This is a genomic window from Lacipirellulaceae bacterium (assembly GCA_040218535.1).
Taxonomy (GTDB): domain Bacteria; phylum Planctomycetota; class Planctomycetia; order Pirellulales; family Lacipirellulaceae; genus Adhaeretor.
The window spans coordinates 1,533,973-1,549,303 of record JAVJRG010000005.1 but is presented as its reverse complement, the minus strand read 5'-3'; the positions used below and the strand labels follow the sequence as shown (position 1 = coordinate 1,549,303).

At 54.4% G+C, this 15,331-nt stretch carries 9 protein-coding genes; 5 read left to right on the top strand and 4 right to left on the bottom strand.

Annotated features, from left to right (window positions below):
- Window positions 1-26 precede the first annotated feature (26 nt).
- Window positions 27-2,009 (bottom strand): VCBS repeat-containing protein, encoded by a 1,983-nt coding sequence (locus RIB44_06430; protein ID MEQ8616213.1) that lies wholly within the window; start codon window positions 2,007-2,009, stop codon window positions 27-29.
- A 520-nt stretch (window positions 2,010-2,529) separates the two neighbouring features.
- On the opposite strand from RIB44_06430, the gene RIB44_06425 reads away from it, so the two are divergent.
- The 5 genes from RIB44_06425 (at window position 2,530) to RIB44_06405 (ending at window position 8,334) form a co-directional block, all read left to right on the top strand.
- On the top strand, window positions 2,530-3,540 hold the full coding sequence (locus tag RIB44_06425; GenBank protein MEQ8616212.1) for a hypothetical protein: 1,011 nt from the start codon (window positions 2,530-2,532) through the stop codon (window positions 3,538-3,540).
- A gap of 233 nt (window positions 3,541-3,773) precedes the next feature.
- The gene (locus RIB44_06420; GenBank protein ID MEQ8616211.1) at window positions 3,774-4,736 is read left to right on the top strand and encodes a tetratricopeptide repeat protein; all 963 of its coding nucleotides are present in this window, start codon (window positions 3,774-3,776) and stop codon (window positions 4,734-4,736) included.
- Between the two features lie 58 nt (window positions 4,737-4,794).
- A complete protein-coding gene (locus RIB44_06415; protein MEQ8616210.1) occupies window positions 4,795-6,657 on the top strand; it encodes a hypothetical protein in 1,863 nt (620 codons plus the stop codon).
- Window positions 6,658-6,865: 208 nt separating this feature from the next.
- Complete coding sequence (locus tag RIB44_06410) at window positions 6,866-7,525, top strand: hypothetical protein (GenBank protein MEQ8616209.1); 660 nt, start codon at window positions 6,866-6,868, stop codon at window positions 7,523-7,525.
- Between the two features lie 98 nt (window positions 7,526-7,623).
- Window positions 7,624-8,334, top strand: a complete 711-nt coding sequence (locus RIB44_06405) for a tetratricopeptide repeat protein (protein MEQ8616208.1) — start codon at window positions 7,624-7,626, stop codon at window positions 8,332-8,334.
- A 9-nt stretch (window positions 8,335-8,343) separates the two neighbouring features.
- Here RIB44_06405 and RIB44_06400 read toward each other — a convergent pair whose 3' ends face one another.
- The 3 genes from RIB44_06400 to RIB44_06390 are packed head-to-tail and all read right to left on the bottom strand — an operon-like array spanning window position 8,344 to window position 15,245.
- Window positions 8,344-9,792 (bottom strand): DUF1501 domain-containing protein, encoded by a 1,449-nt coding sequence (locus tag RIB44_06400; protein MEQ8616207.1) that lies wholly within the window; start codon window positions 9,790-9,792, stop codon window positions 8,344-8,346.
- A gap of 6 nt (window positions 9,793-9,798) precedes the next feature.
- Window positions 9,799-12,969: a DUF1553 domain-containing protein gene (locus RIB44_06395; GenBank protein MEQ8616206.1), complete on the bottom strand. Its 3,171-nt coding sequence runs from the start codon at window positions 12,967-12,969 to the stop codon at window positions 9,799-9,801.
- Window positions 12,966-15,245, bottom strand: a complete 2,280-nt coding sequence (locus RIB44_06390) for a GH92 family glycosyl hydrolase (protein ID MEQ8616205.1) — start codon at window positions 15,243-15,245, stop codon at window positions 12,966-12,968. The genes RIB44_06395 and RIB44_06390 overlap by 4 nt, the downstream gene beginning before the upstream one ends.
- Window positions 15,246-15,331: the final 86 nt, after the last annotated feature.

Sequence of the window (15,331 nt, the reverse complement as noted above, 5' to 3'; positions counted from 1 at the left end):
GACACGACCTGCCGCCAAAAGAAACTTCACAAGTCTCCCGTGTCCTCGGTGGTAATGTAGCCGTTGGCGACCAGCAAATCGTCCCACGCATCGTTATTCAGGTCAGCAAAAACGCTGCTCCAAGCCCAACGCCCCATCTCAACACCGGCGGTTGCGCCAACATCTTCGAATGTGCCCTCGCCCATGTTTTGCAGAAGCGTGTTCCCCTTTGAGAAGCGGGAGTAAACATTTCGCAAGCTAGGATTGCCACCGGAGCGAAATTGTTCTTGAGTTGTGATCCGGTTCCCCGCCGAGGAGAACATGTTGGCGACATACAGATCCATGAATCCATCGCGGTTGTAGTCCCCCCAACTTACCGACATGCCTGAAGCAGAATCGACGGCGTTGGCGGCCGCGGCGATATTCTCAAATTGGCCCTCAGTATTGCGGTAGAGGCAATTCTTGCCGTAGTCGTTCGCAACATAGAGGTCTTGATCGCCGTCGTTGTCAAAGTCTTCCCAAGCGCAAGCAAGGCTATGGCGACGATTGTCGACGTCGAGCCCAACTTGCTTGGTAACGTCAGTGAATTGCCACTCTCCGGCTGTGACGTCGTTACGAAAGAGAATGTTCGCTGCCCCGTCATTAGCATCGTGATAAACGAAGGATTCGTCAGATTGATACTGCAATGTCAGTTGACGAGCGAATTCGATGCACACGTAGAGATCGAGATCGCCGTCATTGTCATAGTCAGCGGCAGAGAAAGACTGCGTATCCGTGTCGTTCGTGGCGAGCGTCTTGCGCAATTGAAACTTGCCCGTGCCGTCGTTTTCCATCAGGAGCACTCCCGCTACGGTTGCTGCGGCTAGGTCCTGATCGCCATCGTTATCCAGATCGAGAAACAGTGCGCTACTGGTCTGCTCCAGCCAGTCCACACCCGCTTCGCGGGACCGATCGAGAGCCGTTCCGTCCGCTTGATGAATATAAAGCCGATTGGGCAGACCGCCCGGCTGACAGACGTAGACATCGTCGAGGCCATCCCCGTTGACATCCCCGAGGGCAAGCCCGTTACGTGCGAACACATGCATGCCCCTGATGCGTTCAAGTCGAGTTAGCCAATGGTTGAGCCCGTGTCGCAGTTGCTTTTGATAGGATACATTGCTCGCCAAAACCTCCTCGGTACTGTCGACCATCCAGGTACCACTCGTGAGGACCTCTTCGTAATCGGCAGCCCGCAGTGACGTGAGCTGCAAACTCTTGCCTGAGAGGCGTTTCCAGTCGCAGTGCCAAGTGGCTCGTTGTTGAATTCGCCCAACATTCGAGTGGCCATCTGCCTCAAAGTACGCCACAGTAGAGGCCGAATCGCCCTCTAAAGAGACACGAATGACCTTGATATGAAGGTGTCTCTTGGCAGGCTTTGAGTAAACGTCTGCGAGTGCAGCGAGCGATCTCAAGAATGCTGCCCTACCCTGATAATTCAATTCCTTATCGTCATCTTTCGCCGACCTCAGGACGACGATCTGATCTGAAGCTGAAGCTTGGCTGTCAGCTTCAAGAAGATCCTCAGGGCGTAGCGAGTTGAACCTAATGTCCTCAGCGATAGAAGAGTCTTCTGATCCTTGTACGGGCAACTTCGCAATCTTCTTTAAGTAGGACTTCGCCAATTCGGCCACAACTTCCGTCTCCCAGCCATCGCGGCTCGGGTCGAGCCGCGCTCGGGTGAGTTGGCTCTGTTGCTGATCTGCTGAAGTCGTGAGACTGGCGATCTCTGCGATTATCTGCGACTTGCCGTTGTTTGTTTGGGGTGAACTCTCTGGTTGCCCAGCCCGTTCACCCTCAGGTTCTTCGGCCTGCAAAAACCAAATGAGAAAGCATCCGACGACTAGAGCAAGGGCAACGCCGAGGAAGGCTTTACCTCTTAGATTAGGCCACGATGGTGATGTCGTAGCGTCGGGCGTGTGGCGTTGCTTCTTGACCGCATGACTCGATTCTTCGCGCGACTTCGCCCCTCGCTTTTTCCTTGATTGAGACATCTGCGAACGAAACGCACCGAGGTGTGGTTAACGGGTCAATACAAGCTGACACTGGTAGCACAAGATCAGGCCGCCGCCAGTGTCTACTTCAGTATGTTAGTCTAGTAGAGAGAATGGGCGAATGTGAAATCTTCAGCCAGACTTCTTGCCTTGTCGAAAGGTCAGAACAGACTCTCAGATTGTCCCTGGAAACTGCAACAGTTCTCAAAATCCCGAAACTATACGAAACCACACGTCGATCCATTGGTTTCGGAACTGCAGGCTACCCTCCCCAGAAAGCCACTTTAACAGCTCAGAAAAGCCATATCAATTTACCCTGGTTCACATGTAATTTACTAGCATAGCAGCATATTTCTTGAAACGAGGTTCAACTCGTGCGAAGATGCATTTTGCAGCTTGGCGAGCTACGGCGCGTCAGTTGACTTTTGTTCAAATCTTTTCATTCAGGTCGGTGCTTGTTCACGCTTCGTTATCCGCGGAGTTCGGCATGCTTGCGGCTTTACTTTTTGGAGAGTCACAAATGAACCGTTTCGCTCTATCGGCAAGCTTAGTGTTGACGCTTGCTGCCACGAGTTCTGCCGACGTCATCAAGCCGAATGACGTCCGTGCGACGAGCCAGTTTGGCGTTGGATTGAATGTTGAGAATCTCGTCAATGGCGATCAAGGCGCTGAGGTGGGCATCTCTGGTGGCTTCGGATTGGTCGCTGCTGGTGGCGCCGGTGTCTTAGATGACAGCCATGTGCTAAGCACTAACAGCGTCCCTCGCGGATGGATTTCGGGGTGCGGTGATGCAGGCATTGCTGGTGGGGATCCAGGCGTCGATTGCGCTTCCAATCCTTTCGCTGTCAATCCAGAAGAAGAACAGATCGTTGAATTTGAATTCGACGGTGCTTACGACCTAACAGCCATGCACATCTGGAACGAGAACGACGAGACCTTTGCTCCTGACCGGGGGGTCGATGAATTCGAATTACAGACTAATCCCGACCGCACTGGGGGGACGTTTACTTCGGTCGGAACCTTTAATTTGCTTGCCGATGATGGTTTTTCGAACAACTTTGCTCAAGTGATTAACCTTAGCGGGAACGGCATTCGTCGCGTTCGTCTCTTGGTAAACTCCCGACACGGTGGCCCATCGGAGGACTATGTTGGGTTAGCCGAAGTTCGCTTTGAAGGCACACTCGTCACCCAGGATCACGCCTCCGATGGAGACAAGAATGGTTCTGCTGACGGTGGTGACTTTTTGATCGTGCAGCGTGGACTGAAAACCGCATTAACAGGCATGGGGCTTGGTGAGGTCGAAACGACCTTTAACAGCACCCTCTCAGCCACCCAGTCGGAAGGGGATTACGACAACAATAACGTCGTCAACCCCGACGACTTGAGTGTGTGGCAGGGAGAGTACGGCGGGCCGCCGTCCTCAACTTCCAGCATTGCAGCAGTGCCTGAGCCTAACGCGGTTGCCATAGCGATCCTTGCTGCTCTGGGCGCTATGGACGGCCGTCGGATCACTAATCGCGACAACGAATGAACCAGCAATGAGCTGCCTTGATTGAACTTACCCAGAGGGAACCTCAGGATGCTGGGGTTCCCTCTGGTGTTACTTGAATCCTCAAATGCTCTAAGGCAATTATGGAGATTGTTGTTTCAAGGAGATCGGCAGCCGTAGCTTGCTGGATAGGATTGATTTGTACTGTCCTCTTTGTGGACAGGCCCCTCGCTAGGAAAGGTCATTTGCGTGCGGCGGAAACAAATCCGCCTTCCGTGCCCGCACCTCATGCTAAAGGCGGCAAGAACTCAGCTCTGGAATATCCCGGCGCTGCGCTAAAAGCGGGAATCCTGAAGCTAGCCGATGCGCATGAGAAAGAAACCTTGAATAAGCCTCATTCTCTGGAAGGCCATGTAGGAGTCGTCGACGCCTATTCGATGCTTTGGTGCTTCGGCTTTGTTCCCCGGGAGGAAGTGCTCTCAAAAGTATTAACGGCAGCGGAGACGGCCATCGCCATCGATGAACGTGATGCGCGGGCTCAAACTGCTATGGGGGTTGCGAAACTGAGCGCCTGGGATTGGCTTGCTGCCGAGCAACATCTCCACGCAGCGACCGAAATCAATCCGAAGTTGGCCACTGCCCATCATTGGTACGCCCTTTTCCTAGCGGCAAGCGATCGTCATGAGGAGGCGATCAAGTATTCCAGGCGGGCAGTCTCGCTCGACCCTTCGCCTGGTATGCAAACGGGTCTGGGCGCCGTGTTGTATTTCGGTCACGACTGGAAACAACAGATCACCCACATGGAGTCAACTCTCAAGAATTCGGCCGATTTCGCTCCCGGGCTCGATTGGCTGGGCATGGCTTACGTCCAAGAAAAACAATACGACAAAGCCCTTACGACCTATGAAAAGGCGGTGGAACTATCGGGGGGCCTGGCAGAGATCTTAGCCGGGCTTGGACACGCTTATGCACTTGCTGGGGAAACAGAGAAGGCAAGAGAGGTGCTTGCAAAACTCCAGTTGATGGACGAGAAGTGGTACGTCCCGCCGGTGCAGATCGCCTACGTCCTTGTCGGGCTGGGAGAAACTGACGAGGCGTTCCGGTACCTCGATCGAGCCTTTCATGAGAACTCTTGGGAATTGGTGTTCCTCAGAGTCGAGCCTTGGTTCGACCCGTTACGTGACGATCCACGCTTCAAGCGACTGGAAAAAAGCATGGGCTTCCCTGATCGAAATTAGCAGCGACCGTCGGTGCTTGCCCAAGCATAACATTGCCATTATTCGCCCGAGCAACAGCATGAAGATGATTTGTACTTCGGCAAGTAAATCCAAAATCTGCAGTGGCGTGCTACTGCTTTTGCTATTGGCTAGCCCTGCGCTTGCACAGCAAGAGAATTACCACACCATCGAAGTGCTCGATGCGGTGACAGGGAGAGGCGTGCCGTTGGTGCAAGTGTCTGTCGGTGGGCAGTCATTTATCACCGATAGCAACGGTTTGGTTGCGTTCGATGAAGCTGGCATGATGAACCAATCTTTAGTTTTCGATTTCGCCAGCTACGGCTACGCCAGCACAAGTCAGCAGTTGAACACCGTTTTTGAAAACGTGAGCCAGGTTCAGCTCACTCGCAACAATCGGGCCGAACGTCTTTATCGGGCAACTGGTGCGAATATCTACAGGGACAGCGTAGCCCTGGGCCGGAGCGTTCCTATCAGCCACCCGGTGAGCAACGCAAACATTCTTGGACAAGACTCCGTGCAAGCGGTCATTTACAAGAATCAAGTAAGCTGGTTTTGGGGAGACACGCTTTACGAGGACGGAGGCGGAATAGGGGGCAATTACTACACTTCGGGGGCCATCTCTCAGTTACCCGGCCAAGGTGGGCTCAATTCAAGCCAGGGGATTGATTACGCCTACTTCGAGGATGCCCAGGGCCAGAGCCGTCCGATGTTTCCCCAATATCAGTCAACCGGTAAACCTGTGTGGGTGGATGGGTTGTTCACCGTGAAAGATAATCAAGGGCAGGAAAAACTGCTGGCTCACTTTGTTAATGTGGAATCACTCTTCCCGCAATTCGTGCTGCTTGAGCAAGGGCTGGCCGTGTTTAGCGATCCTGCTGGGAGGTTTATCAAATCGCAAGACTACGGCGTTGCTCCACAGCAGGAATGGGGCACGGGACCGCCGATTGTTCCTGCAGGACATTCCTTTCGTCACTCAACCGGCGGCGAGGATTACATCTACTTTGGCGAAAACTACCCAAACATCCGCGTCAAAGACAATTGGAATGCGGTCAACGATATCACGCAGTGGGAGGCCTATACGCCACTACGAGCCAACTCGCGCTATGACGCCAACAACCCTCCGCTAGAACTTGATAGTCAGGGAAAGCCGGTCTACGGCTGGAAGCAAAACACAGATCCGCTGGGAACAGAGATCTTTGAGGAGATGGTTGCGGGCGGCCACTTGTCGCGCAGTGAAGCACCTTTTGGCTTGGTCGACTTTGAGACGGGCACAGACGTGAAACTTCACCGGTCTTCGGTAAACTGGAATGAGCACCGCAAGAAGTGGATCATGGTTGGCAACGAATCCGCGGGTAACGGCAGCTTCTTGGGCGAGGTTTGGTACGCGGAAGCTCCAACTCCCGAAGGGCCTTGGAAGCAGGCCGTGAAGATTGCTACGCACGGCGATCCGACGGGTGAACTGGGGGGCTCTTACTCGTTCTATAATCCGGCTCACCTTCCTTTTCTTGATGAGCAGGGAGGACGATTTATCCACTTCCACGGAACCTACTCGACGAACTTTTTCGATTCGGCTCCACCGACACCTGACTACGAATACAACCAGATTGCTTATCGGTTAGACCTCGATACCATTCCTCAGCTCGCCTCTGATTTGCTGTCGGCAGACTTCAATGCGGACGCGCTAGTTGATGAGTACGACTTCCAGCGCTGGCGACAAGACTTTGGCACCGGTAATCTGGGTGATGCCTCGGAGGACGGCCAAACCAACGGCATCGACTTCCTCTTGTGGCAGCAGCAATTCGGTCAGATACCCACTCCTTTCGTTCCACCTTCGGCAGTCAGTATTCCCGAACCACGAAGCGTTGTACTTCTGACATTGGTGTTCAGTGCGTTGTTAGCTGCTGAAAACAGGGTTTTCTGACCGCTGTTGGGCGACCCCCTTAAAGATGACCGATCCAATGTATTACAACTTTAGGGGCAACTTAATTGACTGTCGTAACCGGCTCTACTAGCCTAAAGGATGGTGTTTGAGGGATTATCGTAGACCGCGAAACGCCAATTGAGGTCCTCTGAAGGTCCTCCTGAGTTGTTGCTTCACTTGTCTAAAATCTTTCTTTGGAGGGTACCTAATGAGCAGATTGAGAAATCTTGTCGGCTGCGCATGCGTGGTTGCCTTGTTTGCTCAGCAAGCACAGGCGGATCTGGTGACGCCGACGGCGGTTTCCGCTTCAAGCGAATTCGCCGCTGCAGTCAATCTTATCAACGGATCAGGCCTTGATGGGGTAGGTCCTGTTCCCGGCCAACTTCACAACAACGACGAAAACGGGATGTGGCAGACCTTCAGCGCTACTCCCATCGGTGAATCCGTTGAGTTCACCCTCGCGGGCACTTACGATCTAAGCGATGCCTATATCTGGCAGTACAATGGCCCTAGTGGCGGTACCATGGGATTGCCTGAGCCCGACCGAGAAGTTGGATCGCTTGATATCGCCATCTCACCCAACTTGGTAGATCCGTTCGTCTCGATTGGCACTCTGACACTTGCCGCCGCTCAGGACCAGACAGTAATCGCGTTCAACGAGCCCGCACAGACATTTGCTCTCGGCTCCGGAAATATCGCGCAGCGTGTGAAGCTAACCATTTTGTCTTCTCAGATCCCCGGAGGTGATACCATCAATGGGCTCTCGGAAGTTCGCTTCGAAGGGAGGCTCATCCCCGAGCCCGCGTCGTTCGCGCTGGGTGCCATCGGCTTACTTGCATTGGCAAACGGCGGAAGACGCAGACGTTAGCGTCTCTGCTACTAGTGAGTAGCGATAACTGCTTAAATCGAGGCACGGTCAAACTTATCTGGCCGTGCCTTTTTTCTTATTTCCTTGCCACGCATCCCATGCCAAAGAAGAAGTCCCGATCGAAAGGATCCCGTTCGCAAAGACGTCGGGAGGCAGCCGGTGAGAGTGTCGCGTCGGACACTTCTCGATCAGCCTTGGGGATGAAGTGGCTGCTCGGGATTGCCATCGTGAGCCTGGTTGCGCTCGTCGCCGGCAATTGGGATCAGAAAAAAACAGCGGAAGATCTCACTCTCTCATCTGAGCAATCGACGGAAAAAAGCATTGCGACTCCGGCGGAGCAGTACCGTGTGGCACTTGCTCGCAATCCCACCAATGACAAAGCGCATTACAATTTGGGGCTAATCCTACACCGGCAAGGGAAGCTTGACGAAGCCGTTTCCCACTATCGACGTGCTCTCTCCGTATCTAAGAACAATTACGACTACCACAATAATCTGGCGGCTGCTCTTGCCGCTCAAGGCAAAACAGAAGACGCAATCACGCATTTTCGGCTCGCCCTTGAAATCGAGCCAAACAATGAGAAAGCGAACTTCAACCTCGGCAATGCTCTGTTTTCCGATGGCCAAGTGGAAGCGGCTGAGAAGCAATTCCGCCGTGTGATTGCGATCAATCCGAAACACGCACGAGCTCACAACAATCTGGCCGTTGCTTTAAAGCAGACGGGGCAACTGCAGGAGGCCTATCGCTATCGGAATGAAGCAATCCGCTTAGAGCGCGAGCAGCAAAGCAACCAACCCCAAAGCAACTAATCTGAGCGGCTAGGCAAGAATGTCGTGAATGACCTTGCCATGGACATCCGTCAGCCGGAAGTCGCGACCCTGGAATCGGTAGGTCAGCTGCGTGTGATCGATCCCGAGTTGATGCAGGATCGTGGCGTTGAGGTCGTAGACCTCGGTGGGCTTCTCCGTGATGTTGTAGGAGAAATCGTCTGTCGCACCGTAGGTCATGCCCGGCTTGATCCCTCCGCCGGCGAGCCACATGGTGAAGCAGCGGGGATGGTGATCGCGCCCGTAGTCAGTTGCCGTCAACTCGCCTTGGCAGTAGACCGTGCGACCGAACTCCCCGCCCCAAATAATCAGCGTATCGTCGAGTAGTCCGCGCTGCTTGAGATCGCTGACCAGTGCTGCCGAGGGTTGGTCGGTATCCTTGCACTGTTTGCTCAGGTGGTCAGGCAACGCATTATGCTGGTCCCAGCCCATGTGATAGAGTTGGATAAAACGAACGTCTCGTTCTGCCAGCCTACGTGCCAGCAGGCAGTTGCGCGCATAGGTCCCCGGCTTATGGACATCGGGGCCGTACATGTCAAGAAGATGCTGCGGTTCGTCGGAGATGTCAGTCATCTCAGGAACCGACGTCTGCATTCGAAAAGCCATTTCATATTGTGAAACGCGCGTCATGATTTCGGGGTCGCCCACGGCCTCATACTTTTGCTTGTTGAGCGACTGCAAATCGTCAAGCATGTCGCGTCGAAGTTGCGGCGGGCAGCCGGCCGGATTGGCAAGATACAGAACCGGGTCGTTGCCGGGGCGGAGTTTGACGCCCTGGTATTTGCCTGGGAGGAAACCGGATCCCCAAAGTCGTTCGTAGAGTGGTTGCCCCGCTTGCCGTCCGGTGCCTCGTGAGACCATGACAATGAATGAGGGGAGGTCCTGGTTGATCGTTCCCAAGCCGTAGGCGACCCAAGCCCCCAAGCTGGGACGGCCGGCCAATTGAAAACCGGTCTGACAAAAGGTAATCGCCGGATCGTGATTGATGGCGTCGGTCTTCAGCGATTTCACGAAACACAGATCGTCGGCCACCCCTGCCGTGTAGGGCAGCACGTCACTCACCCAGGCCCCACTCTGGCCGTGTTGGGCAAAGTTGAAAATCGATGGTGCAACGGGAAACGAAGCCTGGCCGGAGGTCATCGTCGTGAGCCGTTGCCCTTGGCGGATGGAAGCAGGCAGGTCCTGGCCGGTCATTTCCTGAAGCTTCGGTTTGTAGTCGAAGGTTTCGAACTGTGAAGGAGCGCCTGACTGAAAGAGGTAAATCACCCGTTTCGCGCGAGGAGGCGGAACAGAGGCTAAGCCTGTGTGCTGTTCCGAAGCCGATGAGCTACTGTGCGACAACGCTTGAAAAGCAGTCGCTCCTAGCGCAGCGCCACCGAAGCTTAGAAAGTGCCGGCGATTGAATTGCTGGGCAAACGCTAGGGAATCAAGGCCGGTCATTTTCGGTTACTCTTTCGTGATCGTCTCATCCAAGTTGAGCAAGACGCTTCCAATGGCAGCATAAGCAGCAAGGTCCTCGGACTTTTCGACGCCTGTCTCTGACTCGCCATGCTGGAGGTATCGCTCGATCTCCTCGGGACTTTCGCGGAAGAAATCTTGCTTGCTACGATAGCTCGCCTCAAGTGTGGCTAGTTCTTCGGGCGACGGTTTACGCCCCGTTGCGAGCCGAAAGCCGTAGGCGAGTTTATCGCTAGGACTCTTGGCTTCATAAGTGGACATCCTCTCGCCAAGCTTCCGCCCCGCTTCGACGTAGGTCACATCATTGAGAAGTGCCAGTGCTTGGAGAGGGGTATTCGTGCGAGCACGGTAAACTTGGCAGATTTCAAAACTTGGGGCGTCGAAGGTACTGGTGACCGGGTGAGGGACCGTCCGTTTTCGATAAATGTAGAGACTGCGACGGTACAGATTCTCGCCGCGACTTTGGACATACTTGCCTTCGCCAGCGCCGCCCGCCAACTCGTCCCAAAGTTTCTCGGGCTGATAGGGCCGGATCGATTCGCCGCCGATTTTCCTCGTCAACAAACCACTGATTGCCAACGCGTTGTCACGAATGGTTTCAGCGGGCATGCGGAAGCGCGGACCGCGGGCTAGCAAGCGGTTGTTTGGATCACGATCAAGCAGCTCTGGCGAGACCCTTGAAGATTGACGATACGTACCGCTGGTGACGATCAACTTCAGTAGCTTTTTGGTGTCCCAGCCCAGGCGAATGTATTCCACTGCTAGCCAATCAAGCAGTTCAGGGTGAGACGCGGGCTCAGCTTGCACACCGAAGTTCTCTGAAGTCTTGACCAGGCCCACCCCGAAGAGCATCTGCCAAAGCCGATTCACCCTCACCCGGGCAGTCAACGGATTCTCCTCGGCTGTCATCCAATTTGCGAGCGCAAGACGGTCTTTCTTGACATCGTCGGGGAGTTTACCCAAGAACGCTGGCGTGTCGGCAGTGACGGCTTGCGACTTGTCAGGCTTATCGTACTCACCGCGTATCAGGACGAAGGTCTGTCGTGGTTTGGAAAGCTCTTCCATGACCATGACGGTCGGTGCGGATGCTTCAAGATCAGTGATCTCTTTCTGCAGTCCAATAACGCTGGCTTCAGCCTTGCGAAGCTCAACTGCTATGGGATGATCAGAAAAGTCAGCAAAGAGCGCAGCTCGTTCAGTTTGAAACTTTGCGTCCTTGATTTCGGCTGTCACTCCTGCTGCCTTCTCTCGAAAGATTCCCTGCAGTCCGGAGCGTGCGATCGCAGTTATTTCGTTCTCGCTGAGGTTCTTTTCGAAGTATCGAACGTCAGACAGGTAGCCAAAAAACATCCAGCCCCGGGACGTTCGACCAATACGAATCGGTTCGTCGACCGTGAATGAACTCCGCAGCTTGTCATGCTCAACTTTGAGCGGCACCGGCTTACCGTTCACATGGACGGTGACACCCGCAGCCTTGCCCGTGCCATCATAGTTCACCATGACGTGTGACCATTGATTCCTGGGAACGGACTCCTTGGCTTTGGTCGAAACTTTCATCGCATCCCCAGGCCAACTGTGGATGAAGTGCAGCTCGAGTCGACCGTCCTGCTGCCAGTAGATGTCGAAACCGCGGGAGCCTTGCTTGAGGTCGATCTTGTCGAGGATCGAACCGATTTTATCTGGCTTCACCCAGAATGAGATCGCAAAAGGCTTCTCTCTTTCCGGCGCAATTGCTTGTCCGTAGGCGAGTGTGTGCAGACCTGTAAACTTTGCGACTTGCCCAAGCAGGCTCTCCGTCCAGGTGATCTTCCCGGACATTTCTGAGGGCTGCAGGGTTTCTCCATTCTCGCTTATTGCCACAGCGTCGCCGGCCAAGCGCACGTGAAGCTTGCTCTTCGGTGCAGCTTCCTGCGATTTGAAAGCCGAATCCTCGATTGTCCATGTCTTCGCCTCTTCAGTGACTTGAGGCCGTAGTCGGTCGACCTCCGCTTCGGCTGCCGCGAGCCTCTCTTTCAAATCGACCAAGCGTTGCAACCCCTCTTTTGGCAGCACCGGCTGTACTGGCATGACATTGCCGCGAGTTTCCTGATAGACGCCCTGCTCTCTCAAGTTGTTGAAAAACGAGAAGAATTGATAGAAGTCACGCTGACTAATGGGGTCGTATTTATGGTCGTGGCAACGCGCGCAGCCCATGGTGAGTCCTAGGAAGACGGTCGCGGTGGTTTCGACTCGATCAATGACATTCTCAACGAGCCACTCCTGCGAGATCGACCCGGCTTCAGTAACCGTCCGATGATTTCGGTTGAAGCCAGTGGCAATCCGTTGATCGAGGGTAGGCGAAGGTAATAAATCGCCCGCGATCTGGTCTCGCGTGAATTGGTCGAAGGGCAGGTTCTCGTTGAAAGCCTCAATCACCCAATCACGCCATAACCACATACTCCGTTTGAAATCGTTCTGATATCCGTTGGTGTCCGCGTAGCGCGCTCCGTCAAGCCACTCAACGGCCATTCGTTCACCGTAGTGAGGGGAAGCGAGAAACCGGTCGACAAGCTTTTCATAAGCATCGGACGATTCATCGGAGACAAACCTGTCGACTTCTTCGGGGGTCGGCGGTAGGCCTAGCAAATCTAACTTCAAGCGACGAATCATCGTTTCGCGGGTTGCCCCCTCAGAAGGTTCAAGCCCCTCTTCCTTGAGTTTGGTCACCACAAAACGATCGATCGGATGCGCGACGCCGGCAATCCCTGGAGGCTCAATTCTCTGAGGAGCGACAAAGGCCCAGTGACGCGACCAAGGGGCTTTCTCAACCATCCACTGTTTCAGTACCTCCCGTTGATCGCCCGAGAGAGGCTTACGAAACTCTGGGGGTGGCATCTGTTCCTCAGGATCGACGGAATGGATGCGTCGCCACGCTTCGCTTTCCTCAAACACTCCAGAGGCAAACGCGACTCCAATGCCCTCCTCAGTATCGAGCCTCAAGTCCGTCTGCCGTTGCTGCTCATCAGGGCCATGACACTGCACGCAGTGGTCCATGAGAATGGGGCGAATCTCACGGGAGAAATCAACCGCCCAGGACTTCGTACAAGCCACGAGCATCACAGCTTCAGCCAAAATAATTAGGCCAAATCGAAGGCGGTATTTCAATTTCGGGAAGATCATCGAAGGGTTTCCGGCAGGTTTGATCCGGGAGGAGCGGTTCCCCACTGATGATTCGGAGAGGGTCCCATTTCAAAGATAAGCGTCCCTCCTGCGACGACCTCGTCATGACTAATCCAGCACCGAGACAAGTCCTTGCCGTTGAGTTCTACCGATTGAATGTAAATGTTCTCCGGCGAATTCTTCTTCGCCACGATTCTTAACGTACTCCCCGAGTAGAAATCTGGATCAAGTCGAAGCGTTACTTCGTCGAAAACGGGGCTGGTAAGTTGATACATGCCATCTCCGGGGCAAACTGGATGTAATCCTGCGGCGGCCAACACATACCACGCTGACATCTGTCCAAGATCTTCGTTACCTCCCAAGCCGTAGGGGCCGAGCCCGTAGGCCGTGCTGCAGAGTGCCCGCGTCCATTTTTGCGTTAGCCACGGCTTATTGATGTAGTTGAAAAGAAAGGCGACGTGGTGGCATGGCTCGTTCGGATGATTGTAGTAGTCACTCCACTGCAAGTCGTCGGGAGCCTTCTCGAAAAAAGCGATCAGCTCTTCCTCGAAATACTCGTGTCCCATCAACTCGATTAAGCCACTGACATCATGGGGGACGAACCATGCTTGCTGGTAGGGATTGCTCTCCGTGCATCCTTGGCCGTAGTCCGTCTTCTTCGACCACTTCAACCAATTGCCGTCGTCGTCTTTGCCACGTAGCCAGCGGACTTCGGTGTCCCACAGGTTTCGATAAGCGAGAGAGCGATGGTAATACTTTCTGGCATGTGCCGGTTTGTTCAATGTTTCAGCGAGGCGTCCCACGCACCAATCGGAATAGGCATACTCGACTGTGTGGGAAAGGCTGTTGGGCGTGAAGCCGCGGGGGTGATTGCCGAATCGTTCGACGCTGTTCTTGCACAACTCATAGACGCGGTCGATATCGTAGGTGCGTATGCCTTTCTGGTAAGCGTCCAGCACCACTGAAACGGCCGGGTTTCCCAGCATGCAACCTGAGTAGGAGTGCATCATTTCCCAACGGGGAAGGTAGTCACGTCCGGTCGCCTGGGCCAGTTCAACCCAAGAGTTGATTTCGTCATGGATCACGTCCGGTCGGATGAGGGTCAGTAGTGGAAAATGGCTGCGAAAAGCATCCCAGCCGCTAAACACTGTGCGGTAGGTGAAGCCCTGTGACTGGCGGATTTCCCCGTCGGCACCCCGATACCGCCCATCAACGTCCACGATGCTGCGCGGGTCCATAAAGCAGTGGTAGAGGGCCGTCGCCATGATCGTGCGGTCTTTTTGCGATCCGCCCTTGAACTCAACGAGGTCAAGAATCTCTGCCCAGCGCTGGCGAGCGGCTTGGCGGGTTGCGTCAAAATCCCAGCCCGGGATCTCGACGGCCGAGTTGTTCTTCGCCCCTTCAAGATCGACGAGCGAGATGCCCACCTTCATGAGGACCTGTTCCTCTGCATCGGTTTCAAACTCCGCATAGAAACCGACATTTGAACCTTTGTACTTTGACTTATTGGGCATCGGCTGAAGCTTGTCCCAAACGCCATGCTTCGCGAAAGGCTGGCTGAATTGAGCAAAGAAGTAAAGCCGATAGGAAACCCCCCCTGCCCCCTTGCCCCATCCTCCGTCGGTATGCGGGCACTCCATCCAACCCTGGACGGTCTGGTCGTCAAGAAATTCAATCACTTGATGGCCATGTTCTATCCAGCGCTGCTTCATCCCGATGCGGCGGGCGAGATCAACCTGAATGCGCATGCTCTCTTTCCCAGGAGAAGTTAAACGCATGATTCCAGCATGTTGTGTTGCGGAGAGCTCCGCCTGGATGTTATAGCGGTCGAGATGTACGGAGTAGTAACCCGCTGAGGCACTTTCCGCCTCATGACGAAACGGCGAACGTGCCTTGTCGCGGTCGACTTCTAATTCGCCAGTGGTGGGCATGATCTGAAAATTACCCCACTCGCCATACCAACCGGTCCCACTTAAGTGGCACAGGCTGAAGCCCTCGATCGAATCGTGAAGGTAGTTATAACCGGAGGCATTATCGCCTCCAGTGATTGTGTCGGGACTAAACTGCACCATCCCAAACGGAACCACGGCTCCTGGAAAGGTCTTACCCAGTCCATAGAAGTCGTCGTCACTCCGCTTCGAGATTGTCCCGATCATCGGATCAATCTCGTAGACGGCTCCAGAAACTACCGCGTGCTCTCGGGCTGGCGACGACGACGCCAAGGTTATGGCTAATGCCAGCGTGCGAAGAAAGAGATGGGCTTGAGAAGACTTCATCGTATATTTTTGCATTGGGAGCGAGCATGTCGGATGCAACACGGGACGCCTGCGAGTCAATGAACGCGGAGGTTGCATTGCAGGGT

Coding starts and splice junctions, on each gene's coding strand:
- RIB44_06430 (MEQ8616213.1), bottom strand. CDS start 2,009: ATGTCTCAATCAAGGAAAAAGCGAGGGGCGAAGTCGCGCGAAGAATCG.
- RIB44_06425 (MEQ8616212.1), top strand. CDS start 2,530: ATGAACCGTTTCGCTCTATCGGCAAGCTTAGTGTTGACGCTTGCTGCC.
- RIB44_06415 (MEQ8616210.1), top strand. CDS start 4,795: ATGAAGATGATTTGTACTTCGGCAAGTAAATCCAAAATCTGCAGTGGC.
- RIB44_06410 (MEQ8616209.1), top strand. CDS start 6,866: ATGAGCAGATTGAGAAATCTTGTCGGCTGCGCATGCGTGGTTGCCTTG.
- RIB44_06405 (MEQ8616208.1), top strand. CDS start 7,624: ATGCCAAAGAAGAAGTCCCGATCGAAAGGATCCCGTTCGCAAAGACGT.
- RIB44_06400 (MEQ8616207.1), bottom strand. CDS start 9,792: ATGACCGGCCTTGATTCCCTAGCGTTTGCCCAGCAATTCAATCGCCGG.
- RIB44_06395 (MEQ8616206.1), bottom strand. CDS start 12,969: ATGATCTTCCCGAAATTGAAATACCGCCTTCGATTTGGCCTAATTATT.
- RIB44_06390 (MEQ8616205.1), bottom strand. CDS start 15,245: ATGAAGTCTTCTCAAGCCCATCTCTTTCTTCGCACGCTGGCATTAGCC.